Origin of the sequence: Bradyrhizobium sp. SHOUNA76 (assembly GCF_023006445.1) — a bacterium.
Taxonomy (GTDB): Bacteria; Pseudomonadota; Alphaproteobacteria; order Rhizobiales; family Xanthobacteraceae; genus Bradyrhizobium.
Map to the genome: position 1 here is coordinate 1 of NZ_JALBHA010000027.1, position 25,897 is coordinate 25,897.

Below are 25,897 nucleotides of genomic sequence, written 5' to 3' on the forward strand. Positions count from 1 at the left end.
ATCACGGCGCGGATCGGCATCCAGGGCCGCGTCATCGCCGGTCCCGCCGGAGCGCCTGCCTCCGTCGAGGTGCCCCTGCGCATCGCCGTCGTGCAGGGCGGCGTTGGCGAGAAGGTGATTGCCTCGAAGGCCTACCGGACCACGGTCGATATGACCGAGGGCGGCAGCGTGCCCTTCACCTTCGTCGTCGAGGATATGACCTATCCGGTGCCGTCAGCCGCGACCGCAGATTCCTACATCTTCTATGTCGGCTTCGACCCGCAGGCGCTCTCGCCCGAACCGAAGGGGCGGAAGAAGAAGTAAAGAGGTCTCGTGCCCCGGACGCGGCGCAGCGCCCCCGGCGATGCGAAGCATCGTCCGGTGCGGTGCGACGCAGAGCCGGGGTCCGGAAATTGCGGCTGCATGGGTCCCGGCTCTGGGTCGCGTCATTTCATGCCGCGCCGCGTCCGGGACACGAGAGTCTTTCAGACAAACAAAAAAGCCGGCGCTCATCGCGCCGGCTTTTTTGATTGGTGAAGGCCAAACCTTCAGTTCAGCTTCTGCCTGACTTCGGTGATGCCCTTGGCGAGCAGATCGTCGGCGACCGAGCCCTTGACCGACTGCGACAGGATCGTGGAGGCGGCCTGGACGGCGGCTTCCGCGGCTGCGGCGCGGACATCGGCCACCGCCTGGGCCTCGGCGAGCGCGATCTTGCCCTCCGCGGTCTTGGTCCGGCGGACGACGAAGTCTTCCATCTTCGCCTTGGCGTCGGCTGCGATGCGCTCGGCTTCGGCCTTGGCATTGGCGATGATGTCGGCAGCTTCGCGCTCGGCGGTGGCACTGCGTGCCTTGTAGTCGGCGAGCACCTTGGCCGCTTCCTGCTTGAGGCGCGTTGCGTCGTCGAGCTCGGCCTTGATGCGGGCGGCTCGATGGTCGAGCGCAGTCATCGCCGACTTGAAGACCCCGAGATAGCCGAACACGACCATCAGGATCACGAAGGCGATGGCGACCCAGGTTTCAGGATCGAAGAACATCTCGACTAACCCTTCAAGGACGCGTCAACGGCAGCACCGACCGAGGCCGCATCCGGAACGATGCCGGTGAGCTGCTGCACGATCTGACCTGCCGCATCGGCCGCGATGCCGCGGACGTTGCTCATGGCGGTGGCGCGGGTCGAGGCGATGGTCTTCTCCGCCCCGGCGAGCTTGGCCGCCAGTTGTTCTTCCAGCGTCTTGCGCTCGGCTTCCGCCTGCGCATTCGCCTTGTCGCGGGATTCGTTGCCGATCGCCTGTGCCCGCGTGCGCGCCGAAGCGAGCTCGGTTTCATAGGCCTTCAGCGCCGCGTCGGACTGGTCCTTCAGCGACTGCGCTTCGGCGAGGTCACCCTCGATCTTGTTCTGACGCGCCTCGATCGCACCGCCGACCTTCGGGAGAGCGAGCTTGGACACGATTACGTAAAGCAGGACGAAGAAGATCGCGAGCGACACCAGCTGTGAAGCGTAATTGCTGCTCTCGAACGGCGGAAACCCGCCACCGTGGTGACCACCGTCAGCCTCGGTGTGAGCGCCCGCCGCCGGACCTTTTGCGCCGCCATGACTTTCAGCCACGGAGTTCTCCTGTTGCTGTCACACGCGCCGTCCCATCGGGATGGAACGGCGCGAAAAACGTCGTCCTCAGAGCGGAACGAACAGCAGCAGCAGCGCGATCAGCAGCGAGAAAATGCCGAGCGCTTCGGTCACGGCGAAGCCGAAGATCAGGTTGCCGAACTGGCCCTGAGCGGCCGAGGGGTTGCGAACGGCTGCGGCGAGGTAGTTGCCGAAGATCACGCCGACGCCGACGCCCGCGCCGCCCATGCCGATGCATGCGATGCCCGCGCCGATAAGTTTTGCTGCTGCCGGATCCATTTTAGACTCCTTGGAAGAAAGATTGGGTTGTGGGTGGAAATTCCCCGGACCGCTCAGTGTCCCGGATGAATGGCGTCGTTGAGGTAGATGCAGGTCAGGATCGCAAACACATAGGCTTGCAGGAACGCGACCAGAATCTCGAGCGCGTACAGCGCGACCGTGAGAGCCAGCGGCAGCACGCCGCCGACCCAGCCCAGCGCCCCGAGCGAGAAGCCGAGCATGGCGACGAAGCCCGCGAACACCTTCAGCGCGATGTGGCCGGCCAGCATGTTGGCGAACAGACGGACGCTGTGGGAGACCGGCCGCAGGAAGAACGACAGGATCTCGATGAACATGACCAGGGGCAGGATGTAGCCGGGGACGCCGTGGGGCACGAAGATCGAGAAGAACTTCAGGCCGTTCTTGGCGACGCCGTAGATCAGGACCGTGAAGAACACCAGCAGCGCCAGCGCTGCGGTCACGATCAGATGGCTCGAGATCGTGAAGGTGTAGGGGATGATGCCGACCAGGTTCGAAACGCAGATGAACATGAACAGCGAGAAGATCAGCGGGAAGAACTTCATGCCTTCCGCGCCGGCCGTCGAACGGATGGTCGAGGCCACGAATTCGTAGGAGATCTCGGCAACCGACTGCAGGCGCCCGGGAACCAGCTGCGTGCCGCTGGCGAGCATCAGGAGCGAGATGATCGCGATCGTCACCAGCATGTAGAGCGACGAGTTGGTGAAGGCGATCGTGTGATTGCCGATATGGCCCAGGGTGAAGAGAGGCTCGATGTTGAACTGGTGGATCGGGTCGATTTTCATCAGCGCGGCATCTCTTGTCTGCCGGGCGATGCCGGCGGGTCTCGGTCTGCCGGCCGGGCCGGCCCGTACCGGCGAAGCCGGCACGATCATTCCTCTCTTGGTGGGACAGCTTACGAACCACCGCGCCTGTTTTGACCCGCGCCCGCCGTTCTCACCACATTCACCACGCCGGCGACGAAGCCTAGCAACAGGAACACGATAAACCCGAAAGGCGACGTCGACAGCAAGCGGTCGAATCCCCAGCCAATCCCCGCTCCGACAACGACGCCGGCGATCAACTCCGAGGATAACCGGAAACCAAGCGCCATCGCCGAGGCTCTGGCCGCTCTGTCTTCACCGTCACCTGCGGGTTGCTCGGTCTTGATCCGTCGGTCGCGAAATTCGGACAACCGCTGATCAAGATTTCCGAGCCGTTCGGAAAGCGCAGCTTCCTCGGACGATTTATCGCGATCTCCATTCTCGCCGTGTCCCGTGCCCTGTGTCATGCAACGAAGACCCGAAACGCCGCGGCTGAATGGAAATTACGCGCGCCACCCTCAAAAGCCGCGCGGACCATACTGATGGCCCATAATCAAGTCAAGCCAAGTCACGATTGCGTCGCTTTCGGTTATGTGACTGATTTATTTGATGATATTGGCGCGCACGGCAGCGCTGCACACAGCGTGACGCCGCACCGCAGCAGCTCGCCTCATGATCGGCGAATGCGGCCGCCCTTTCGCCGCGCTGCCGGGATCAAACGGGCCGCCGGGATCGTTGATTTAGGGCGAGTATTTTTGGCGGCGGATGGCCTCGCCGGGGTGTAGAATTGCAGATGTGCCACCTGCGCGTCGTGGCGGAGAGTGCGATGAGACCAGCGACGTCGTCCACAACACCCTGGCTTGCGGCGGCGGCATTTGCCGCGGTGATGGCCATCAGCGGCGGTCTCGTTGCCGCGCAATCGGCGCCCGACAGCGAAAACGGTCGCTACAGCATGACGCCGATCCCCGAAGGCGTGCTGCGGCTCGACACGCGCACCGGCACGGTATCGACCTGCACCAAGAACGGCGTCGGCTGGGCCTGCTACGCGGTGCCCGACGAACGGACCGCGCTCGACGCCGAGATCGGCAGGCTCCAGGCCGAGGTCGAGAGGCTGAAGGGGCAGCTCGCGGCGGGCCCGACGGTGTCGGGCAAGATCGACGAGGCGCTGCCGAAATCCGACCCGTTGAAGAAAGCCGAGCCCAAGGGTGCCGAGGGCGAGCGCAAGATCGAGATCCCGCTGCCGAGCGATCAGGACGTTGATCGCGTGATGTCGTTTCTGGAAAAGGCCTGGCGGCGGCTGATCGACATGGCCAACCGCGTCCAGAAGGACGTGTCGGGGAGGATTTGACGGTCCCTCCATGCGCTGAGGTGCGTAGGGTGGGCAAAGGCGTTCTTACGCCGTGCCCACCATGTCTCTAAAACCATGAAAGAAGACGTGGGCACGGCGCTTTGCGCCTTTGCCCCCCCTACGGCTAGGCGGTTTTCTGAATTGAGAGACCTTTCATGACATCAGCCAAATCCGTCACGCGCTCGGCAGCATCGTCCGTGCAAGCCACCACGATCGCTTCGTCATTGCTGACCGTGCAGACGTCGGGCCGCGGCTTCACTGATCTCACCAGCGAAGCCGCAAAATTCGTCGCCGAGGCGCACGCGCGCGAGGGCGCGTTGACGCTGTTCATCCGCCATACCTCGGCCTCGCTGACGATTCAGGAGAACGCCGATCCTTCCGTGCTCGTCGACCTCACGACGGCGCTGTCCCGGCTCGCGCCGGAGAATGCCGGGTGGACCCACGACACCGAAGGACCGGACGACATGCCGGCCCATGTCAAGACGATGTTGACCGGAGCCTCGCTTCAGGTCCCGGTCCTGAACGGCAGGCTCGCACTCGGCACCTGGCAGGCGATCTATCTGATCGAGCACCGCAAGCGCCCGCACCGGCGCGAGGTGGTGCTGCAATTCGTCGGCAGCAATCAATAGAGCGTTTTCGAGCGAAGTGGGCGCCGGTTCGCGTCACGAAAACGCGTCAAAACAAAAGCTCCCATAAAAAAACCGGCCGCGGGAAGCCGCGGCCGGTTCGTGCTGGTTGAGATCGGTGCTTTCGATCAGGTCGCCTTGATGTCGACGTCCTTGGTCTCGGGCAGGAAGAAGAAGCCGATCACGACGGTAATCGAGGCGAAGATGATCGGGTACCAGAGGCCGGCATAGATGTCGCCGGTCGAGGCCACGATGGCGAAGGCGGTCGCCGGCAACAGGCCGCCGAACCATCCGTTGCCGATGTGGTAGGGCAGCGACATCGAGGTGTAGCGGATGCGGGTCGGGAACAGTTCGACCAGCATCGCCGCGATCGGGCCGTACACCATGGTGACGAACAGCACCAGGATGAACAGCAGGCCGACGATCGCCGCCACCTGCGGGCGGAAGATGTCGAACGGATGCGCCATCTTCACGATCCCGGCGTCGCCCGCCTTCGGATAGCCAGCTGCCTGCACTGCCGCAAGGACGGCAGGGTTGCTATCCTTGGCGTTGGTGTAGGCAACCTCCTTGCCGTTGACCATCACCTTCACGCCCGAACCGGCCGCACCTGGCGTGGTCGAGTACTTGACCGATGATTGCGACAGGTAGGCGCGCGCGGTGTCGCACGGTGCGGTGAAGACGCGGGTGCCGACCGGGTTGAACAGGTCGCCGCAGCCCGCGGGATCGGCCACCACGTCGACCTTGACCGACTCGATGGCCTTTTCCAGCGCCGGGTTGGCGTTGGTGGTGATCATCTTGAAGATCGGGAAGAAGGTCAGCGCCGCAATCAGGCAGCCGCCGAGGATGATCGGCTTGCGGCCAATCCTGTCGGAGAGCATGCCGAACACGATGAAGAAGCCGGTGCCGAGCAGCAGCGACCAGGCGATCAGCAGGTTGGCGGTGTAACCGTCGACCTTCAGGATCGATTGCAGGAAGAACAGCGCGTAGAACTGGCCGGTGTACCAGACAACGCCCTGGCCCATCACGCCGCCGAGCAGCGCGAGCAGCACGAGCTTGCCGTTCTGCCAGTTGCCGAAGGCTTCGGTCAGCGGCGCCTTCGAGCTCTTTCCCTCGTCCTTCATCTTCTGGAAGATCGGGGATTCATTGAGGCGAAGCCGGATCCAGACCGAGATGCCGAGCAGCAGCACCGAGACCAGGAACGGAATGCGCCAGCCCCATGCCGCGAAGTCGGCCTCGCCGAGGGCGGAACGGGTGAACAGGATCACCAGCAGCGACAGGAACAGGCCGAGAGTCGCCGTGGTCTGAATGAAGGAGGTGTAGTAGCCGCGCTTGCCGTTCGGAGCATGCTCCGCGACATAGGTCGCCGCGCCGCCGTACTCACCGCCAAGCGCCAGGCCCTGGGCGAGGCGCAGCGCGATCAGGATGATCGGAGCCGCGATGCCGATGGTCGCCGCGTTCGGCAGCAGGCCGACGATGAAGGTCGACAGACCCATGATCAGGATGGTGACGAGGAAGGTGTATTTGCGGCCGACGATGTCGCCGACGCGGCCGAACACGATCGCGCCGAACGGACGCACCAGGAAGCCGGCTGCGAACGCGAGCAGCGCGAAGATGTCGCGGGTTGCCGGCGGATAGGCCGAGAAGAACTGGGCGCCGATGATGCCGGCCAGTGAACCATAGAGGTAGAAATCGTACCACTCGAAGACGGTACCGAGCGAGGAGGCGACAATGACGAAACGTTCGTCCTTCGTCATCCCTCCCGCGCCTGCTTGAGATACGGCCATTGTCGACATGTTGAGTCGCTCCCCGAACTGCGTTTCCTCGCGCCCCAGACGTCCGGACATGCCGGATCAACCCAGGTCTTGCCCGCAAGGTAACATCGGCGTGAAACCCGCCCCAATACGACTTTCGGCCTTGCGCACTGACGTGCAGCTGACGTCCGGTATCGGGCGCCGGCCTGCAGGCACGGCGGCGTCCGGATTAACCCCATTGCAGCAAAGGGATAATGTGCACTTGCATGCCACGGCCGCTCAGGGAAGAATTGGACAAACCCGGGATCTGTCCGCCGACCCACGAACGACAGCAAGAGAACGATGAACGCTCCCTCGACCCATCTCGTCATCGCCGATGACCATCCGCTTTTCCGCGACGCGCTGCGACAGGCGGTGGCCGGCGTCCTGACCTCGGCCCGAATCGACGAGGCCGGATCGTTCGAGGATCTGACCAAGCTCCTGGAACAGAACTCGGACGTCGACTTGATCCTGCTCGACCTCTCGATGCCCGGGATCTCAGGCTTCTCCGGCCTGATCTATCTGCGCGCGCAATATCCGGCGATCCCGGTGGTGATCGTTTCGGCTTCCGACGACAGCGCCACGATCCGCCGCTCGCTCGATTTCGGCGCCTCCGGTTTCATTCCGAAGCGTTTCGGCGTCGAGACCTTGCGTGACGCCATCCTCAAGGTGATGGAAGGCGATGTCTGGGTTCCCGCCGACACCGACCTCTCGGCTGCGGCCGATCCCGACATGACGCGCCTGCGCGACCGCCTGGTGACGCTGACGCCGCAGCAGGTCCGGGTCCTCATGATGCTGTCGGAGGGGCTCCTCAACAAGCAGATCGCCTATGAGCTCGGGGTCTCCGAGGCCACCATCAAGGCACATGTCTCGGCGATCCTGCAAAAGCTCGGTGTCGAGAGCCGCACCCAGGCAGTGATCGCGGCGGCCAAGATCGCCGGGGGTCAGTGGAAGCAGGGCACGCCGACGGGGTGAGCCGCGTGAGGTTATCCAACCCGTCATCCTGAGGTGCTCGCCTCTTCGGCGAGCCTCGAAGGATGAACGGCCCGGCTGACACCTCGGCCGTCCATCCTTCGAGGCTCCCGTTGCGATGCTTTCGCATCGCGCCACTCGCACCTCAGGATGACGGAGATTGATACGGTCTAATAGCGCCGCTTACAGCGTCGTCAGAAGCGCGCTGGCCGCCCTGATATCCGCCGTTTCGGAGTCCTTGGCAAAACCCTCGAGGGACAATTGCAGCAATCGCTTCGCTTCCACTCGCCGGCCTCGCACGGCAAGCAGCTCGGCGAGATCGATTGCGGCCCGCAGCTCCCAGGCTTTTGCGCCTTGGCGACGGCTCAATTCCAGGGACTGCACAAAACAGGTTTCTGCCTGCTCGGCCCTGGGCTGCGGGAGAGACAACAGCACCTGGCCCTTCATCCGCAGCAGCTCGGGCATATAAAGATGATCGCCGCCCTGCGCGACCAGGCGGGTCGCATCGTTGATCAGTTCTGCGCTCTGCTCGATCTGCCCGAGCGCTAGCAAACCCTGAACCAGCGCGATGTTGAATGTCGTGGTGAGCAGCTCGTAGCCGGCATCGTGGAGCTCGCGCAGGCACGTCCTGATCGTCTCGACGCCACCGGCGGCATCGCCGCGCCGGATCGCCAGCTCGCCTTTGACGCCTCGGCCGACGGCGAGATAAGGCCCCATCGAGCGCGAATTGGCATGTGCGATGAAGCGGTCGATGTTCGCGTCCGCGCCGTCGAGGTCTCCGCTCCAGAGGTCGATCGAGACCGCCCAGATCAACGCGATGCAGAGGGTGATCGGGTGATCCATCTGCGCGGCCTCGGTGACCGTCTGCTGCGCCAGTTGCAGCGCCTCTGCGGGCCGGCCCTGCAACCAGAGCTCGCGGGCCAGCGTGATGCCGGCCCGGTTGCGATGATCGAAGCCATGCACGGTGCTGATTCGTTCCGTGCCGGGTCCCTGCCAGGCGACCTCCAGCATCTTCAGCGCGTCGCGATGATCGCCGGCCAGATGCAGTGAGACGCCGAGGAGCGAATGGGCGAGGGCGATCGAGGCGGGGTCGCCCAGCGACCTCGCGACCGCGAGGCTCTGCTGCGCGTAGCCAAGCGCGGCGTCGAACTCTCCCATCCGCTCGTGAAAGATATGCATCCGGCCGAGCAGCTGGAGCTCGTTGATCTCGTCGCCACGCGCTTCGGCGATCGCAAGGCTCCTGCTCAAGGCGCCACGCGCCGCGTCGCTACCGCCGCGGGTGAACATCAAGGTCAGTCCGAGGGCGGCCTGGATGTGCATTTCCTCGGCGCTGCCGCGCGAGGAGGGGGCAATCGCCCGCAGCGCTCGTTCCGACCATCGCCGGCATTCGATCAACAGGGACATCGCCAGGAAAATCGGCGCCGCGGCGGCGGTGAGCGCAATGCCAATGCCGAGATCGCCGTCCGAGCCGAAGCACCAGTCGAGCGCGGCGCGCACATTGTGAAGCGCGGAGAAGTGAGCCGCCCGTTCGTCCGCGCTCGGCACCGTGGCCCATGTCAAGCCGGCCTGTTCCAGCCATCGCCGGTAATAAGTCGCGTGGCGGACGGCGAGAGCCGCGTCCCTGGGCTCGATCTCGAGTAGATAGGCGCGCGTCGTGTCGAGCAGACGGTAGCGCATCATGGCGCCGATCGGTCGCGGCGCGACCATAGATTTGGCAACGAGACTGTCGACGGCGTCGAACAGGTGGGTGTGGTCGACGCGTTCGTCCGGCACGACCTCGAGCGCTGCATCGATGGTGAAATGCCCGGCGAAGACCGCAAGCCTGCGCAGCACGAGGCGTTCGAGTTCCGACAACAGACCGTAGCTCCAGTCGAGCGTGGCCTGCAATGTCTTCTGCCGGGGTGGCGCCGTTCGCTGGCCTTGCCAGAGCAGGTTGAGGCGTTCGTCGAGCAGCGCGGCCGTCTGCTCCAGGCCGTAGGCTTCGACCCGGCCGGCGGCGAGCTCGATCGCCAGCGCCATGCCGTCGAGCTTGCGGCAGATGCTCGCGATGATCGTGGCGTTGGCGTCATCGAGCGTGATCTGCGCGCCGCTGGCCGTGGCACGTTCGAGGAACAATTGAAGCGCGGGATAGGTCTGGGCTGCGGCGATCGTCAGCGAGGAGCCGTCGGGCGGAACGGCGAGTGGAGCCAATCGATAGACTTGCTCGCCCTCGACGCGCAGGGCTTCGCGGCTGGTCGCGAGGATATGGACATGCGGCGCCGCTTGGAAGATGTCTGCCGCCAGCGGTGCAGCGGTCGCGATGACATGCTCGCAATTGTCGAGGATCAGCAGCATCCGCTTGTCGCGGAGATGCGCGAGCAGAGCGGGCAGGGGATCATCGGTCTGGGCCGGCAGACCAAGCATCAGCAGGATCGAGGTGATCACGAGATCGGGATCGCTGAGCGCGGCAAGGTCCACGAAGTGCGCGGCATCGGAGAACGTTTCGAGCAGGTCGTGCGCGATCGCCACAGCGACCGCGGTTTTGCCGACGCCGCCGGGGCCGACAATCGTGACAAAGCGCGAGGTGACGAGCTTGTCGGAGACGGCGGCGATCGCATCGTCGCGCCCGACCATCCGCTGCAGCCGGTTCGGCAGCTTCACAGGCGGCAATTCCAGCCGCGGCGCGGGGCGCTGTGCCGCCGCAATGTCCGTTCGCGAAATCGGCGCCACGAAGCAATAGCCGCGGCCGGAGAGCGTCGTGATGTAGCGGGCGCCATCCTTGCCGTCGCCGAGCGCCTTGCGAAGTGCTGCGACATGAAAGCGCAGATTGGCCTCTTCGACGGTGATGCCGGGCCACACCAGCGCCATCAGGTCCCATTTGCTGACGACTTCGTTCGGCCGCGACATCAGCGCAATCAGCGTGTCGAAGGCTTTCGCGCCGAGCGGCAACGCGACGCCGTCGCGCATCACGAGCCTTTCGTGCGGCGTCACGGAAAATGGCCCGAACGACAAGGTTCCCGTCGCGGTGCCGGCCGGCTCAGTCATGGCGAAACTTGGTCCCTTCGACAGGACCCGATAGCCAGATGATCGCGATCCCGCAAGGCCGTCCCTGCATCGGCGTCAGACCGCGCATGCAGGCCTCGCGAGGTGCGTAAGGTGGCCTCACAATTTCTCACAAGTCCAAACGGGTGTCCTGCCGCGACCGCTGCTAGTCAACGGCGTGACGACGAGGAGATCCTGATGACGCAGGCGGCAAAGATACTCTACACGGCCAAGACCCACACCAGCGGCGGGCGGCACGACGGCATATCGCGCAGCTCGGACGGTCGCCTGGACGTCAAGCTGTCGCCGCCGGGCGGCACAGGCATCGGCACCAATCCCGAGCAATTGTTCGCGGCGGGCTGGTCGGCCTGCTTCGAAGGCGCAATGGAGATCGCGGCCCGCAAGCGCGGCATCGAGCTTCCCAGGAAATGCGCTGTTGATGCGGAGATCGATCTCGTGCTCGACGAGGGCGCCTACTCGCTCCGGGCACGCCTCAATGTCATCCTGCCAGGCCTCGACCCCGACATCGCGCGCGGCATCATCGATGATGCGCATCAGACGTGTCCCTATTCCAAGGCCGTTCGCGGCAACATCGACGTCACGGTCGCACTGATCTGACGCACCATCACCAATCATCAAAGGGTAGCACCACCATGACGCAGATCATCGACCAGCATCGTCGCAAGTTCTTCGGCGTCGCCGCCGGAACCGTCGCCGTCGGTCTCGGCGTGATCGACCTCGCGCGCGCCGAAACGGAAGCGTCGCGATCCCAGGCATCGACCACGTCCTTCGGCGCGATCAAGCAGATCGATGCCGGCGTCCTCAATGTCGGCTATGCCGAGGCAGGTCCTTCGAACGGTCCCGTGGCGATCCTGCTGCACGGCTGGCCTTACGACATTCACGCCTTTGTCGAGGTCGCGCCAATCCTGGCAAAAGCCGGTTATCGCGTGATCATCCCGCACTTGCGCGGCTACGGCTCGACGCACTTCCTCACCAGTGAGACACCGCGCAACGGCGAGCCTGCCGCGATGGCCGCCGACATCATCGCGCTGATGGACAAGCTCGATATCAAGAAGGCTGTTATCGCCGGCTTCGATTGGGGCGCGCGCACGGCCGACATCATCGCCGCGCTGTGGCCGGATCGCTGCCGCGCGCTGGTGTCGGTCAGCGGCTATCTGATCTCCAGCCAGGCCGCAGGCAATACGCCGCTGCCGCCGTCGGCCGAGCTGCAATGGTGGTATCAGTTCTACTTCGCGACCGAGCGCGGCCGGGCCGGATACGAGAAGTACACGCATGATTTCGCCAAGCTGATCTGGAAGCTCGCCTCGCCGCAGTGGAAGTTCGACGACGCCACCTTCGCCCGCAGCGCGGCGGCGCTGGACAACAAGGATCATGTCGCGATCACGATCCACAACTACCGCTGGCGGCTCGGGCTCGCCCAAGGGGAGGCGAAATACGAGCATCTCGAAAAGAAGCTCGCGGCGGCTCCCGTCATCAACGTGCCGACGATCACGATGGAAGGCGACGCCAACGGCGCGCCGCACCCCGACCCCAGCGCTTATGCCAAGAAGTTTTCAGGCCGATACGAGTTTCGCCTGATCACCGGCGGCATCGGCCACAATTTGCCGCAGGAAGCGCCGCAAGCCTTCGCCAAGGCCGTCATCGACGCCGACGGCGCTTGACGATCTGTCATGGCCTCGGTCCAGCCAGGCTGGACCGAGGCTCGCCCTCTGATCCCAGTTTGAAGAAACTCATGACGTCAACCGAACCTGAAACGAAGAAATTCTCCGTCTCCACCGTCGTCGCGCTGATTCTCCTCGTCGTTCTCCTGAGCTGCGTGCCGTATCTCGTCACCATCGCTCTCGCACAGGGCCCCGCGACGGCCGACGCCTCGCCGATCTTCGGCGTCACCATTCCGCCGGGCTACAAGCAGTGGGAACTGATCGCGCCGGCTGAAGAGGCGGCGCCGCTCGACGAGCTTCGTGCCGTCATCGGCAACCAGACCGCAATCGAGGCGTATCAAGCCGGCAAGCTCCCGTTCCCGGACGGCACCATTCTGGTCAAGCGCGCCTGGAAGCGGAAACAGTCGCTGGAGTTTGCGTCCGCGACGATTCCCGGCGCCGCCACCACGGTTCAGGTGATGGTCAAGGACTCCAGGAAATACGCCGCGACCGGCGGCTGGGGCTTTGGCCGCTTCGTCGACGGTAAGCCGGTCGACGAAGCTCAGCATCGCACCTGCTTTGCGTGCCATGAAGCACGGGCGAAGAGCCGAGACTACGTCTTCACGCGACTGGCGCCTTAAGGGGGTCGGCTGGCTTTCGTCAGGAAGGCTGCTTCACTCCGCCGCGACCATCTGCTGCGTGCGCCACTGGCCAAGGAGTGCGCGGAGCGAAGCCGGCTTGACCGGCTTGTTCAGCACCGCGACCTTCTCGTCGCGCGCGGCGACCTGCACGGCGGGGCTGCGGTCGGCCGTGATCAGGATCGCGGGGATGGTATCGCCGAAGCGGCGGCGAATGTCGCGGATCGCGGCGATGCCGTTGCCGCGGTCGAGATGATAGTCGACCAAGAGGCCGGTGACGCGCCTTCCGGCTGTTTCGATTGCGGCGATCGCGCCTTCCGGATCGGCGACCGCGATCACCTCGGCGTCCCACGCCTTCAGCAGCGTGCGCATGCCGTCCAGGATCGCCGCGTCGTTCTCGATGCAGACGATCAGCGCGCCCGAGATCGGCGTGCGCGCCAGCGGGGTCGCACTGGTCACGGCGGCGGTGTGGGTGATCGCCTTGGCGGTCGGCACCGTCACGGAGAACACCGAGCCGCCGCCCTTATTGCCGTCGATGGCGATGCCGTGCTTGAGCACCCGCGCGAGGCGTTCGACAATCGAGAGACCGAGCCCGAGCCCGCGGGCGATCCGCGCGCCCTGCTCCAGGCGATGGAATTCCTTGAAGATCTCGCCGCGCTTGACTGGCGGGATGCCGACGCCGGTGTCGTAGACGCAGATCTTGAGCGAAGGGCCCTGGCGGCGGCAGCCGACCAGCACGCGGCCGCGCGGGGTGTATTTGATCGCGTTCGAGATCAGGTTCTGGAGCAGGCGCCGCAGCAGCAGCCGATCCGATTCGACCGGCAGCGAGCAGGGCACGAAAGCGAGCTCAAGGCCCTTGGCGCGCGCGATCGGCGCGAACTCGATCTCCAGCGAGCGCATCAGATCGGCCATCTTGAAGCTCGAGATCGAGGTCGTCATCGCGCCGGCGTCGAGGCGGGAGATGTCGAGCAGCGCACCGAGGATCTCTTCGATCGCCTGCAGCGATTCGTCGATGTTCTCGACCAGCCGCGTCTCCTCGCCGCTGTGCTGACGCTCGACCAGGCTCGTGACATAGAGCCGCGCCGCGTTCAGCGGCTGCAGGATGTCGTGGCTGGCGGCGGCGAGGAAGCGGGTCTTGGAGATGCTGGCGTCTTCCGCCGTGCTCTTGGCCAGGGCCAGCTCGGAGTTCAGCCGCGTCAACTCCTCGGTGCGGTCGCGCACGCGCTTTTCCAGCGTCGCGTTGGCGCGCTCCAGTGCTTCCGCGGCTTCGAATGTTGGCGTCACGTCGGTGAAGGTGATGACGAAGCCTCCGCCGGGCATGCGGTTGGTCAGCACCTCGATCACCATGTGGCGTTCCGGCAGGCGCTCGAGATAGGGCTCGCTGTCGGTGGTGTAGGCCGCGAGGCGCTGCTCGATCATCGCCTCACGGTCGGCCTGATGGTCCGGATCGCTCACGCCCATGAACTCCAGGATCTCGCGCAGGGGCGTGCCGAATTGGACGATGTGCGGGGGAACGTTGAGGAGATCGCCGAACTGCCGGTTGGAGCAGATCAGTTGCAGGTCGGCATCGAGCACGGCGATGCCCTGGCGCACGTGGTTGAGCGCGGTCTGGAGGATCTCGCGGTTGAAATGCAGGGCCGCGTGGGAGTCGTCGAGCAGCTTGAGCGCGGCTTTGGCCGAGACCGTGCGCTTGCGCAGCAGCAGCGACATCACGAGGCGGGAGGACGCCGCGCCGATCGAGGAAGCGATCAGGTGCTCGGCGTGCTGCAACAGCTCGAAATCAGCGGGGGCTCCGGATTCCAGCCGGACATTGCGCCGCGCCGAGAAGGCCTCGAAGGAATGCCGGGCGCGGTCGGGTCCGAGATATTGCGCGACTGTGGTCTGGATGTCCTGCACGGTGACGGTGGTGCGCCAGCGGCGGAAACCCGGGGAGATCGGCGCGAGCGTGTTGGGCACGAACAGATCGGCCTGCAACAGCTCGATGGACGAGGGCCTTCGCGCCAGCGACAGCAGCACATAGGTCAGGATGTTGAGCGACAGCGACCAGATGACGCCGTGCATCAGCGGCGGCAGATCGGCGCCGAACAGCGCCTGCGGCCGCAACGCCTCGATGCCGAACGGTCCATGCTGGAGCAGCAGGATTCCCGTGGTCGAGGTGTCCATGAAGCTCGGTATGAACAGCGTGTAGAGCCACACCGCGAAGCCGATCAGCATGCCGCCGATCGCGCCGCGCGCGGTCGCGCGCCGCCACAGCAGCCCGCCGAAGAAGCTCGGCGCGAGCTGGGCGATGGCGGCAAAGGAGAGCAGGCCGATCGCCACAAGCTGGGTATTGCCGAGCGCGCGGTAGTAGAAATAGGCCATCACCATGATGGCGAAGATCGCGAGCCGCCGCGAGCGCAGCAGGAAGTCGCTGAAATCGGCGCCGCCGGTGCGCCCCTCAGGCCGTCGTTGCAGCACCAGGGGCACCACGAGGTCGTTCGAGACCATGATGGAGAGCGCGACGCATTCGACGATCACCATCGCGGTTGCCGCCGACAGGCCGCCGACGAAGATGGCGACGCTGAGCAGATCCGCACCTCCCTCCATCGGCAACGCCAGCACGTACATGTCAGGGTCGGCCGCGCCGAACGGGAAGCTGACGAGGCCGGCGAGCGCGATCGGGATGACGAACAGGTTGATGGCGATGAGGTAGAGCGGGAACAGCCAGCGTGCGCGGCCGACTTCGGCATCGCTGGAGTTCTCCACCACACTGACGTGGAACTGGCGCGGCAGCAGCATGATCGCGCACAGTGACAGCAGCGTCATCGTGAGGAAGTTGCCGATTGACGGCGAATAGTTGATGGTGCGCACCGCCTCCGGCGTCTTCATGGCGCGCTCGATCAGTTCCTGCGGCGAGAACATCCAGAAGGTGACGAAGATGCCGGCGGCGAGGAAGGCAACCAGCTTGATGATGGATTCGGTCGCGACCGCCAGCATGAGGCCGTGCTGGTGCTCGGTGGCGTCGGTCTGCCGCGTGCCGAACAGCACCGCGAAGGCGGCCATCGCCAGCGTCACCATCAGCGCCATGTCGCCGATGATCGGGATGTGGGAGAAGGCCTGGTCCTCGCTCAGGATCGTTGCGAGCGAGGAGGCGACCGCCTTGAGCTGGAGCGCGATGTAGGGCACCGAGCCGATGATCGCGATCAGCGCGACGGTCGCCGCCACCGCCTGGCTCTTGCCGTAGCGCGCGCCGATGAAATCAGCGATCGAGGTGATGTTGTGGGCTTTCGCCAGCTGGATCACGCGACGCAAGACGCCCGCGCCGAGCCCGATCATCAGGATCGGGCCGACATAGATGGCGAGGAAGTCGGTCGAGGTGCGGGTGGCGAAGCCGACCGAGCCGAAGAAGGTCCAGGAGGTGCAGTAGATCGCCAGCGACAGCGGATAGATCCAGCCGGAGGCACGGCCGCGTCCGGCCGGCGAGCGGCGGTCGCCATGGCTCGCCACCAGGAACAGGAAGCCGATATAGCCGAAGGCGGCGGCGATCACGCCCCAATCGTGCAGCATGGCGAGCGCGCTTCTCCCAGGGCGCTGACCGGCGCCCAAGCTCATTTTCCCTGTAAATCTAGCGCGTTGGAGGGGTGGAGGCGACAGCGAAATGCCGGCCGAGGGCGGGAACTGGGGTTGTCGTTAAGCTCGGGGCGAGCGGCGTTGGCACTTGCCCTCCCCCCTCCAGGCCCCCTCAGGGGAGGGTAAGGAAAGCCTACTCCGCCGCCAGCGACTTCTCGCGCAGCGGCAGGCCGAGGCGGTCCCACACCTGCAGCAGGGCTTCGGCGAGCTGATCGATCAGGCCGTCGTCGTGATAGGGCGAGGGCGTGATGCGCAGCCGTTCGCTGCCCTTGGCGACCGTCGGATAGTTGATCGGCTGGATGTAGACGCCGTGCTCTTCGAGCAGGAGGTCGGACGCCTGCTTGCACTTCTCGGGATCGCCGACGAACAGCGGCACGATGTGGGTGTCGCTCGACATGACAGGCAGGCCGGCGGCGTTGAGGATCGCCTTGACGCGGGCGGCACGGTCCTGGTGGCGCTCGCGCTCCCAGTTCGAGGTCTTCAGATGCTTGATCGCGGCGGTCGCAGCCGAGCAGATCGCCGGCGGCAGCGCGGTCGTGAAGATGAAGCCCGGTGCATAGGAGCGCACGGCATCGATGATCTGGCCGTTGGCGGCGATGTAGCCGCCGAGGCAGCCGAACGCTTTCGCCAGCGTGCCTTCCAGAATGTCGATGCGATGCATGACGCCGTCACGCTCGGCGATGCCGCCGCCGCGCGGACCGTACATGCCGACGGCGTGGACCTCGTCGACATAGGTCATCGCTTTGTACTTCTCGGCGAGATCGCAGATCTTGGCGAGCGGGGCGACGTCGCCGTCCATGGAATAGAGGCTCTCGCAGACGATCAGCTTCGGACGGTTCGGGTCGGCCGCCTTCAGCAGCGCCTCGAGATGCGCAAGATCGTTGTGGCGAAACACGACCCGCTCGCAGCCCGACTGGCGGATGCCCTCGATCATCGAATTGTGGTTGAGCTCGTCCGAGAGAATGAGACAGTTCGGAATGAGCTTTGCGATGGTCGGGATGCCGGTCTGGTTCGAGACATAGCCCGAGGTGAACAGCAGCGCGGCTTCCTTGCCGTGGAGATCGGCAAGCTCGGCCTCGAGCTGGACCAGCGGATGATGCGTGCCGGCGATGTTGCGGGTGCCGCCGGCACCGGTGCCGACGCGCGTTGCGGTCTCGACCATGGCGCCGACCACCTTCGGGTGCTGGCCCATGCCGAGATAATCGTTGGAGCACCAGATCACGACGTCGCGCTTGCCCTTGGGCGAGTGCCAGACCGCGTGCGGGAATCTGCCGGCCGTCCGCTCGAGGTCCGCGAACACGCGGTAGCGCCGCTCGGCGTGGAGACGATCGAGGGCGGAATCGAAGAACTGGTTGTAATCCATCGGCAAAACCTGCAACGGAACCCGGCCACGGCGGCCGCTCATTTTTAGAGCTTTTCCAGCTCCAATGTCCATGCGCCCGCACACATTTGTCACGGGGCGCGCGGGTCTACTGATAGCGGCGTATCGCCGGCGATAGTTGATGTGGATCAAACGCCTAACACGGGCCTGCCCGCGGGGGCCGAGGCTGCAGGGAAGGCACGGACCCCGGCTGCTGCCATGGACATTTTGTCCAAGGCGCGCGCTTCGTCCATGATTGCGCAGCCGGTCGCGCCGACGCCTTAGCTCACGTCGTCCGGAACTGCAGCACGCCGTTCTTCGCCTCCGCCGTCAGCCGGCCCTCGACGATCATGTAGTTGACGTGCGCGACCAGCTCGCCGGCGGCAAAGCCCATCTGGTGCTCGTCGAGCACATGCTTGTTGAACACGACCGGCACCAAGGCGCGCGAGGTCTGCGGCACCTCGCGGCAGGCTTCCGCGATCAGGCGGCAGCGCTCTTCATGGTGGTCGGCGAGCTGCTTGATGCGGGTCTTAAGTCCGTAGAACGGCACGCCGTGGCCGGGCAGCACCAGCACGTCGTAGGGCAGGGTCGTGGTGAGGCTGGCGAGCGAGGCCAGATACTCGCCGAGCGAGTTCTGGTCGGGCTCGACCGCCCAGACGCTGACATTGGGCGAGATCTTGCTCAGCACCTGGTCGGCGGAGAGGAACAGCTTGTCGTCGGCGCAATACAGCATCACCTGGTCGAGCGCGTGACCGCCACCGGTGATCACCTTGAAGCGGCGCGTGCCGATCACGACGTCGTCGCCGTGGGAGATGCGGCGGTAGGAGGGCGGCAGCACCGAGACGCGCTTGAGATAATCCTGGCCGCGGCCCAGCAGCTTTTCGGTGAGCGACTCGTCCATGCCATGGTGACGGAAGAACAGCCGCTGCGCCTCCTGCCGTTCCGCGGTGCCGCGGTTCTGGTGATAGACCGATTGCAGATATTCGACCTGCGACATCACCAGCGGGCAGTTGAACCGCTCGACGACCCAGCCCGCAAGTCCGACATGGTCGGGGTGGGAGTGGGTGACGATCAGGCGCGTGATGGTGACGCCCTTCAGCGGCCCGTCGAACAGCTTGGTCCAGGCCTCGATCGTCTCTTCGTTGCCGAAGCCGGTATCCACCATGGCATAGCCGTCGCCGTCGGCGAGCAGGTAGACGTTCACGTGGTTGAGGCGAAACGGCAGCTTCAGCCGTGCCCACAACACGCCGGGACGCACCTCGACGATCTCTTCGTGACCAGGATGCTGTTCCCAGGGGTAGCGCAGGGCCTCGGCCGAGGACTGCACGATGTCGGTTTTTGCGTTCATGCTACCGGCTTAAACCGAGCGCGGGCGGGGCGCCAGCCGAAAAAGGGCGGGCCGTGGTCTCCGCATGGCCGTCATACCTGCCGGCGTTTTTCCGTGATGTGGGACGCTCGCGCTCCGAACTCGGTTATCGCTCCCGCTTGCGGGGGAGGTCGGCGCGAAGCGCCGGGTGGGGGCTCTCTCCGCGCGGGGATACTCTCTGCGTGCCCTCAAATGCTCCCGATGCGGAGGCACCCCCACCCCGACCCTCCCCCGCAAGCGGGAGAGGGAGCGGAGTCCCCGTGTCGCCGGAGTCCTTACGCCGCCCGCATGTTGTTGAGGAATGCGTCGATCTCTCCGCGCAGCATGTCGGCTTCGCGCCGCAGCGCGTCGGAGGCGCTCAGCACTTCGTTCGCCGCGGCGCCCGCTTCGGCCGACGCGGTGGAGACGCCGACAATGTTGCTGGAGACTTCGCTGGTGCCGCCGGCCGCATGCTGGATGTTGCGCGCGATCTCGCGGGTGGCAGCGCCCTGCTCCTCGACCGCGGCCGCGATCGTCGTGGTCACGCCGTCGATCTCGCCGATGATCCGGCCGATGCCCTGGATGGCGCCGACCGCCGATGTCGTGATGTCCTGCATGCTGGCGATCTGGGTGCGGATTTCCTCCGTCGCCTTGGCGGTCTGGCTCGCGAGACTCTTCACCTCGGAGGCAACCACGGCGAAGCCGCGGCCGGCCTCGCCCGCACGCGCCGCCTCGATGGTGGCGTTGAGCGCGAGCAGGTTGGTCTGCGAGGCGATGGTCTGGATCAAATCGACCACGACGCTGATGCGGCTCGCGCTGTCGGCGAGGCTCTGCACCGTGGCGTCGGTGGCGCCGGCCTCGTCGACCGCCTTCTTGGCGATCGCGGCCGAAGTGACGACCTGCCTGCTGATCTCCTCGATCGAGGAGGACAGCTGCTCGGTGCCCGACGACACGGTTTGCACGTTGACCGAGGTCTCTTCGGCGGCGGAGGCGACCGCATTGACCAGCGCGTTGGACTGGTCGGCGGTCGTCGACATGCTCTGCGCGGTCGATTGCATCGAATTGGCCGACTGCGCCAGATTGTCGAGCGCCGAGCGCACCGTGTTTTCGAATTCGGCGATCTTCGCTTCCATGCGCGCGGCCCGCTCGGCCTTGGCGACACGGTCTTTTTCCTGCTCGCCGGCGAGCGCCCGTGCTTCGATCATGCTGTCGCGGAACACGGTCAGTGTTTCCTTCATCACGCCGATCTCATCGTTTTGCCGGGAACGGACGATCTCGGTGTCGAGGTCGCCGGCCGACAGCAGCTGCATGGTGCGCTGAAGCTCACGGATGCGGCGCAGGATGTTGCGGCCGACATAGAGCCAGACGAACAGCGCCGAGCCGACCAGCATCAGCGAGCCGAGCGCCAGCATCACGGTCGTCGCGAGCGAGGTCTCCCGCTGCGCCTGGGAGGTCGAGCTGTTGGTCTCCTTCTGCACGCCGTCGACGAGCTGCTGCACGCTGATGCCGAGTCCGATATTGAGTTTGCGGGTCTCGTCCAGGATGGTCTGGCCGTAGTCGACGGAATCGAGCTCCTTCTCGCGCAGATTGAACACGCCGGTCTTGCCGGTGCCGAGCGCGAGCAGCTTCTCCGCTGTTTCGCGCAGCATCTTGTTGCCCTGATTGTCCGGCAACAGATCAAGGTTGGAGCGAAGGCGGCCCTGTGCCGTCTTGAATCCCTTCTGGATGTCGTCGAGCTTGTCGCTCGTGTTGGCCGATAGCGCCGCACTCATGTCAGCGGCTGCGAGATTGCCGCTGGCGACGACGTTGCCGAGCTGGCCGACGGTCTGCGCGGCGTCGGAGGCATCTGCGGCGGACAGGTCGGCCGAGCCGAGAATCGCGTTGACCCGGGTCTGCGCGTCGAGCATGGCCGGGCTGGCCGCGCCGACGAAGGCGCCCTGCGCGCTGCGCAGCGCGTCATATTGCTTGTCGTGTAGGGCGGCGATATCCAGCCGTTCGCGGGCGGCCTTGGCCAGGCTCTGGGCCGCCTCGTTGATGCTCTTCATCGTCTCGCTGAGTCCGGAGACGACATTCTTGTCGCCACCGAGCTCGATGATCTCGTTGAGCTTCTTCTGCGTCTGCTCCTGCAGCTCCTTGAGCTTCGCGGTGCGCTCTTTCAGGGCGTCCTCGGTTTGAGCCGCGAGCAGGGCCGGTCCCTGTGCCGCAAGGCTCGCGCTCAGTGCCGACAATTGCAGGCTGGCGGCAAGGCGCGGAATGTCCCGCCCGCTCAGTTCGGTCATCCGTCCGCCGAGATTTTGCAGCACGAGGCCGGCGCCGGCCGAGATCACGAGGCCCATGCCAGCGATCACCGCGAAGGCCGCGAACAGGCTGCCGCGCACGCCCCAGGTCGGCATCTTGAAACGCGGCCGCATTCGGCCAAGTGAGCCGCTAAGGCTGAGACGGATCGCCATCGAAATTCCCCCAACAATTCTTGTTTCTGCTTGGTGGCCGGCAGTATCCGCACGGCGAGTTAAAAATTCGCAATCTCCGCAAAAGGTTGCGCGTGTTCCGCAGGGCGAAAAAAGAAGGGCCGGCGAAATCGCCGGCCCTGGGTCATCTTAAGATTGCGGTAACCGATCAGTAGCGCGCGACCGCCGGGCTTGCCCAGTTGAAGCGATAGTTGACGCCCGCCTTGATGGTGTGGTCGTCGGTGGTGAAGCTGCCGGTGCCCGCGAGCGGACCGCCGGTGAAGCTCGCCTCGCCGAAATTGTAGTACTGGTACTCGGCCTTGGCCGACCAGTTCGGGGCGAACATGTATTCGAGGCCGGCGCCGACCGTGTAGCCGTTGCGGTGATCGCCAGTGATCACGAACCCGGTCGGCACGCCACCGACGGTCACCTTCTCGTTGTTGTCCGAATAGGCATAGCCGCCCTTCACGTAGACGAGGCCGGGGCCCCAGGTGTAGCCGACGCGGCCGGTGATCGAGCCGAGGCCACGCTGGTCGTTGGTGTAGGCGACGCCGCCCGGAAACACTGCGCCGACGCTGCCGGAGAGCCAGGAATACTGACCTTCGACGCCGACCACGAAGTTCGGGTTGATCTGCCAGTCCGCTCCGACCTGCACGCCGCCGAGGAAACGGCCGTTGCCGTTGTTGCCGGTGGAGAGGCCGTTGAAGTTGTTGTCGCTGGAGAACGCGCCGCCGACATGGCCGCCGATATAGAAACCGGTCCAGTTATAGATTGGCGCGGCATAGGCCGGCGCGGGCGTCTTATAGTAGTTGCGGTTGCCGAGATCGGCGCCGACGGCCGGGGCAGCCGCGCCCATCGCGAGCAGCGCCACGGTCGCAAACAGAATCTTCTTCATAGTCCAAACTCCAACACTAAAGGTCCCCGGCAGGCGCGCTTTTCCGCGCCGGCGTTGGTTTTGCAGATAGCTTGCTTTTGACGAAAATGCTGTCACATGCGTGGCACAGCGAGGCCCAAGCTAACTTATTGGGCTGCAAATGATTTTCGTGCTTAATGTCGGCTTAAGAAATGCTGAAGGAAGGCTTAACTTCGCAGCTTTCCGGTAACCTCTGAGCCTGCTTCATTAACCAAGACGCCGTCGCGCCTCATCGCGCATCTGTTCGCGGAACGCCGCGCGTTTTGCAGGCCGGTCCTCCTCGCGCACGTCATGGCGATCGAAGATGTCGAACTTCTCCAGGATCGGATAGCGCTCGCTCGCCATCGCCAGCACGCGCAGCACTTTGGTCGCCGACGGCGTCGGACCGCTGACCTCCCAGCGCCGGATGGTGTCAGCGCCGCCCTTCTCCGGCAATCCGCAGAGCTTGGCCATGTCGGCCGCCGTGAGCTTGCGCTCGAGGGCGTCGGAGAGGTCGTCGCGGAGTTGCTTCAGTTCGGCGCCGGTCATGCTGCTCGCGTCCAGGGAAGTCACTGATCGCAATGCACTAACGCTGATTCGGGTCGATCCGAAGGCGGCGGATGCGTGCTCCCTGCGCTTCGGCACCTTCGCTCGCGCACGGAGTTATGAACTGAGACCTATGGAAATTGTCCGGTGAATGTACAGTTGAATACCGGGGCGTGCAGCGGGCGAAAGGATCAGCCATGAAAACCATCAAATTCGCCATTGCCGCGCTCATCACGACCGGATTGCTTGCCGCGCCTTTCGCGGCTGAAGCAAAGAAGGTCCGGTCGAGCCGACATTACAGCACGGGTGTGGTGGCGCCGAGCTATAGCGGTGCGCCAGCATCGGCAGCGCAGCCGAGGGCGTCCTACGGGTCATCCGGACAGACGGCCGGCACGGTCACGGCACCGTCGGTCGGCTCGTACAATTGGCCCTCGGTCGGAGTGACCAATTCCGTTCCGACCTGGAGCAACACTACCCGATAGGGCGATACCGTTAGAGCGATACCGTTCGGCGCGTGCGGCGAGGCGCAAGAAGTTGATTTTCGCCGGTGGCGGATTGTCGTCACCGTGCGACCTGCTCGATCAGCTTCGTCGCTAGATTCCCCGGCCGGCCTGCTTCCCGATCACGCAGCGCCACGCTGCCAGTCGCTCGGCCGGATGCTGGTTCATCCAGTCGGCGAGTTGCGGCGCGCCCATCAGGCAGGACTGCACCGAAACCTCCGCAAAATCCGAGGTGGTGACGATCTGCTCGTGACAATTGGTCGGAGAGGCGATGCTGCAAAGCACGGCGATGATCTTGATCACGACAGGTTACTCCCGTCGCGTCCGATGGACCGCCGGCCTCTCGCTGCCTTATCCTGCCCCTCGCTGGCGGGATCAGCCGATGGGAAGATGCTGTCGTAAATGGCGCGTGCCTCTTGAATAAGACGCGCTCGCTCGCGCTCGGACTTTGAGACAAATTGAATAACTTCGCCCATGGTGGCTCCGGATATCAGTTGGCAAATCCGTCATCAGATGACGGTGATCATTCCATTTCGATCTATGGCGCCTGTTTCGGCTTCGAAACGGCGCAGCCGCTCACGTCAGAACAAATGCGCGTGATGGTACTCCGGCGGTCGGATGCCCCGGTTTGCTCTCTCGCGTGAATTGCGAAGCTGCGCAACGCATCACGACGCGCGCGGTCCGATGCCAATTTTCCCTTTGCTGCCGCCAGCAAGGACAATCTTGCCAAGCCAATGCCGTTCAATCGAATATGTTTCTCATCTTGCGGCGGGCAAGTCTTAGAACGATCTCGAATTCGGCTGTCGCACGCGTTCGTTCACGCCGCCGGCGCGCGGTCCTTGCGCCCCGGCACCGCCGCAAGCAGCTCCCGCGTATAGGCATGCTCCGGCGCGGCGAAGAGCTGCGCCGTCGGCTTCAACTCGACGATGGCGCCGCGCTGCATTACCGCGATGCGGTCGCAGATCTGGGCGGCGACGCGCAAATCGTGGGTGATGAACAGCATCGAGAGGCCCAGGCGTACCTTGAGGTCTTCGAGCAGTCTCAAGACTTGCGCCTGCACCGAGACGTCGAGCGCGGAGACGGCTTCATCCGCGACGATGATCTCGGGCTCGAGCGCCAGCGCGCGCGCAATGCCGATGCGCTGGCGCTGGCCGCCCGAGAATTCATGCGGATAGCGTTCGAGCGCGCCGGCATCGAGGCCCACCATCTTGAGGAGATCGCGGGCGCGGTCGAAGGCGATCTTCGGATCGATGCCCGCCGCGATCGGGCCGTCGGCGATGATGTGGCCGATCTTGCGCCGCGGATTGAGCGAGGCGAACGGATCCTGGAAGATCATCTGGATGCGGTGGCGCTCGGTGCGCAGCGCCTTGCCAGAGAGCGACGTGAGATCGGTCTCGCCGATCCGCACCGTGCCGCGGTCCGCCTCGATCAGCCGCATCACGAGCCGCGCCACCGACGATTTTCCGGAACCGGATTCGCCGACGAGGCCGAGCGTCTCGCCCTTGAGGATGTCGAAATTGACCGCGCGCGCCGCATCGACGCGGCGGTCCTCGCGAAACCAGCCGCCGGATGTCACGTAGGTCTTGTCCAGACCGATCACCTCGACCGCCCTGGCCTGATCGTCGAGCGGCTTTCGCTCTGGCGGATCCATCGAGGGCACGGCTGCGAGCAGGGCCTTGGTGTAGTCGTGCTGCGGCTCGTTGAAGACGGTCGCGGCCGGGCCTTCCTCGACGACCTTGCCATGCCGGAGCACGACGACCTGGTCGGCGATGTCGGCGACCACGCCGAAATCATGGGTGATGAACATCACCGCCATGTTGCGATTGCGCTGAAGGTTGCGGATCAGTTTCAGGATCTGCGCCTGCGTGGTGACGTCGAGCGCGGTGGTGGGCTCGTCCGCGACCAGCACGGCCGGCTCGAGCGCCAGCGCCATCGCAATCATGGCGCGCTGGCGCTGGCCGCCGGAGAGCTGGTGCGGATAGGCGCGGACGATGCGCTCGGGATCGGGCAGGCCGACTTCCCGTGCCAAAGCGAGCGCTCTCGCGCGCCGCTCTCCCGGCGTGAGCAGGCCGTGTGCCTCGAACATCTCCGCCATCTGGTCGCCGATCCGCATCAGCGGATTGAGCGCGGTCATCGGCTCCTGAAAAATCATCGCCAGCCTGCGGCCGCGCAGATCGCGCCAGCCGTCGTCATCGAGGTTGAGCAGGTCGCGGTCTTCGAACTGGATCTCGCCGGAGGCGATAGACACCGTATCAGGCAACAGGCCCATCAGCGCATGCGCGCACATCGACTTGCCGGAGCCGGACTCGCCGACGACGCAGACGATCTTGCCGGGCCGCAGGTCCAGCGAGACGCCGTCCACGGCGAACGGACGCTCGGCGCCTTTCGGCAGCGCGATCTTGAGGTTCTTGATGGAGACGGCGGGCGCGGCGCTCATCG

General features: G+C 65.0%; 23 protein-coding genes and 1 pseudogene. 9 read left to right on the forward strand and 15 right to left on the reverse strand.

What is annotated here, in order from left to right:
* Positions 1-303: pseudogene (locus MOV74_RS06220) on the forward strand (hypothetical protein); the annotation flags it as partial.
* A 224-nt stretch (positions 304-527) separates the two neighbouring features.
* Here the strand turns inward: MOV74_RS06220 and MOV74_RS06225 are convergent.
* The 5 genes from MOV74_RS06225 to MOV74_RS06245 all read right to left on the reverse strand — a co-directional run bounded on the left by MOV74_RS06225 (position 528) and on the right by MOV74_RS06245 (position 3,170).
* The gene (locus MOV74_RS06225; RefSeq protein ID WP_246919047.1) at positions 528-1,013 is read right to left on the reverse strand and encodes an ATP F0F1 synthase subunit B; all 486 of its coding nucleotides are present in this window, start codon (positions 1,011-1,013) and stop codon (positions 528-530) included.
* Between the two features lie 5 nt (positions 1,014-1,018).
* Positions 1,019-1,585 (reverse strand): F0F1 ATP synthase subunit B', encoded by a 567-nt coding sequence (locus tag MOV74_RS06230; protein ID WP_246919048.1) that lies wholly within the window; start codon positions 1,583-1,585, stop codon positions 1,019-1,021.
* A 66-nt stretch (positions 1,586-1,651) separates the two neighbouring features.
* A complete protein-coding gene (locus MOV74_RS06235) occupies positions 1,652-1,882 on the reverse strand; it encodes a F0F1 ATP synthase subunit C (RefSeq protein ID WP_007599451.1) in 231 nt (76 codons plus the stop codon).
* Positions 1,883-1,935: 53 nt separating this feature from the next.
* The gene (locus MOV74_RS06240; protein WP_246919049.1) at positions 1,936-2,685 is read right to left on the reverse strand and encodes a F0F1 ATP synthase subunit A; all 750 of its coding nucleotides are present in this window, start codon (positions 2,683-2,685) and stop codon (positions 1,936-1,938) included.
* Positions 2,686-2,795: 110 nt separating this feature from the next.
* Entirely contained in the window at positions 2,796-3,170 is a 375-nt protein-coding gene (locus MOV74_RS06245) for an AtpZ/AtpI family protein (protein ID WP_246919050.1), read from the reverse strand.
* Positions 3,171-3,245: 75 nt separating this feature from the next.
* On the opposite strand from MOV74_RS06245, the gene MOV74_RS06250 reads away from it, so the two are divergent.
* The 3 genes from MOV74_RS06250 (at position 3,246) to MOV74_RS06260 (ending at position 4,680) form a co-directional block, all read left to right on the forward strand.
* Positions 3,246-3,488: a hypothetical protein gene (locus MOV74_RS06250; protein WP_246919051.1), complete on the forward strand. Its 243-nt coding sequence runs from the start codon at positions 3,246-3,248 to the stop codon at positions 3,486-3,488.
* 41 nt (positions 3,489-3,529) lie between these two features.
* Positions 3,530-4,051: a hypothetical protein gene (locus MOV74_RS06255; protein WP_246919052.1), complete on the forward strand. Its 522-nt coding sequence runs from the start codon at positions 3,530-3,532 to the stop codon at positions 4,049-4,051.
* A 155-nt stretch (positions 4,052-4,206) separates the two neighbouring features.
* Complete coding sequence (locus MOV74_RS06260) at positions 4,207-4,680, forward strand: secondary thiamine-phosphate synthase enzyme YjbQ (protein ID WP_246919053.1); 474 nt, start codon at positions 4,207-4,209, stop codon at positions 4,678-4,680.
* 125 nt (positions 4,681-4,805) lie between these two features.
* On the opposite strand, the gene MOV74_RS06265 is transcribed toward MOV74_RS06260, so the two are convergent.
* Complete coding sequence (locus MOV74_RS06265; protein ID WP_246919054.1) at positions 4,806-6,431, reverse strand: MFS transporter; 1,626 nt, start codon at positions 6,429-6,431, stop codon at positions 4,806-4,808.
* A 339-nt stretch (positions 6,432-6,770) separates the two neighbouring features.
* Between MOV74_RS06265 and MOV74_RS06270 the strand changes: the two genes are divergently transcribed.
* Positions 6,771-7,442 (forward strand): response regulator transcription factor, encoded by a 672-nt coding sequence (locus MOV74_RS06270; protein ID WP_246919055.1) that lies wholly within the window; start codon positions 6,771-6,773, stop codon positions 7,440-7,442.
* Between the two features lie 180 nt (positions 7,443-7,622).
* Here MOV74_RS06270 and MOV74_RS06275 read toward each other — a convergent pair whose 3' ends face one another.
* Positions 7,623-10,463 carry a tetratricopeptide repeat protein gene (locus MOV74_RS06275; RefSeq protein ID WP_246919056.1) on the reverse strand — a complete coding sequence of 947 codons (2,841 nt, stop codon included), beginning with the start codon at positions 10,461-10,463 and terminating at the stop codon, positions 7,623-7,625.
* A gap of 195 nt (positions 10,464-10,658) precedes the next feature.
* On the opposite strand from MOV74_RS06275, the gene MOV74_RS06280 reads away from it, so the two are divergent.
* The 3 genes from MOV74_RS06280 (at position 10,659) to MOV74_RS06290 (ending at position 12,762) form a co-directional block, all read left to right on the forward strand.
* A complete protein-coding gene (locus MOV74_RS06280; protein WP_246919057.1) occupies positions 10,659-11,078 on the forward strand; it encodes an organic hydroperoxide resistance protein in 420 nt (139 codons plus the stop codon).
* A 35-nt stretch (positions 11,079-11,113) separates the two neighbouring features.
* A complete protein-coding gene (locus tag MOV74_RS06285; protein WP_246919058.1) occupies positions 11,114-12,142 on the forward strand; it encodes an alpha/beta fold hydrolase in 1,029 nt (342 codons plus the stop codon).
* Between the two features lie 71 nt (positions 12,143-12,213).
* Positions 12,214-12,762, forward strand: coding sequence for a cytochrome P460 family protein (locus MOV74_RS06290; RefSeq protein ID WP_246919059.1), 549 nt, complete (start codon positions 12,214-12,216; stop codon positions 12,760-12,762).
* A 33-nt stretch (positions 12,763-12,795) separates the two neighbouring features.
* Here MOV74_RS06290 and MOV74_RS06295 read toward each other — a convergent pair whose 3' ends face one another.
* From MOV74_RS06295 to MOV74_RS06320, 6 genes are all read right to left on the reverse strand, one after another.
* Positions 12,796-16,305: a PAS domain-containing hybrid sensor histidine kinase/response regulator gene (locus MOV74_RS06295; RefSeq protein WP_246919060.1), complete on the reverse strand. Its 3,510-nt coding sequence runs from the start codon at positions 16,303-16,305 to the stop codon at positions 12,796-12,798.
* 196 nt (positions 16,306-16,501) lie between these two features.
* On the reverse strand, positions 16,502-17,731 hold the full coding sequence (gene hemA, locus MOV74_RS06300) for a 5-aminolevulinate synthase (protein WP_246919077.1): 1,230 nt from the start codon (positions 17,729-17,731) through the stop codon (positions 16,502-16,504).
* Between the two features lie 283 nt (positions 17,732-18,014).
* Complete coding sequence (locus MOV74_RS06305) at positions 18,015-19,076, reverse strand: MBL fold metallo-hydrolase (protein ID WP_246919061.1); 1,062 nt, start codon at positions 19,074-19,076, stop codon at positions 18,015-18,017.
* 293 nt (positions 19,077-19,369) lie between these two features.
* Positions 19,370-21,523, reverse strand: a complete 2,154-nt coding sequence (locus MOV74_RS06310) for a methyl-accepting chemotaxis protein (protein ID WP_246919062.1) — start codon at positions 21,521-21,523, stop codon at positions 19,370-19,372.
* A gap of 166 nt (positions 21,524-21,689) precedes the next feature.
* Positions 21,690-22,415 carry an outer membrane protein gene (locus MOV74_RS06315; protein ID WP_246919063.1) on the reverse strand — a complete coding sequence of 242 codons (726 nt, stop codon included), beginning with the start codon at positions 22,413-22,415 and terminating at the stop codon, positions 21,690-21,692.
* Between the two features lie 225 nt (positions 22,416-22,640).
* Positions 22,641-22,961, reverse strand: a complete 321-nt coding sequence (locus MOV74_RS06320) for a hypothetical protein (protein WP_246919064.1) — start codon at positions 22,959-22,961, stop codon at positions 22,641-22,643.
* 194 nt (positions 22,962-23,155) lie between these two features.
* Here MOV74_RS06320 and MOV74_RS06325 point away from each other — a divergent pair, with 194 nt between their 5' ends.
* Positions 23,156-23,440 (forward strand): hypothetical protein, encoded by a 285-nt coding sequence (locus MOV74_RS06325; protein ID WP_246919065.1) that lies wholly within the window; start codon positions 23,156-23,158, stop codon positions 23,438-23,440.
* 111 nt (positions 23,441-23,551) lie between these two features.
* On the opposite strand, the gene MOV74_RS06330 is transcribed toward MOV74_RS06325, so the two are convergent.
* Together MOV74_RS06330 and MOV74_RS06335 are read right to left on the reverse strand one after the other, a co-directional pair.
* Positions 23,552-23,761 carry a hypothetical protein gene (locus MOV74_RS06330; protein ID WP_246919066.1) on the reverse strand — a complete coding sequence of 70 codons (210 nt, stop codon included), beginning with the start codon at positions 23,759-23,761 and terminating at the stop codon, positions 23,552-23,554.
* A 514-nt stretch (positions 23,762-24,275) separates the two neighbouring features.
* On the reverse strand, positions 24,276-25,895 hold the full coding sequence (locus tag MOV74_RS06335) for an ABC transporter ATP-binding protein (RefSeq protein ID WP_246919067.1): 1,620 nt from the start codon (positions 25,893-25,895) through the stop codon (positions 24,276-24,278).
* Positions 25,896-25,897 lie beyond the last annotated feature (2 nt).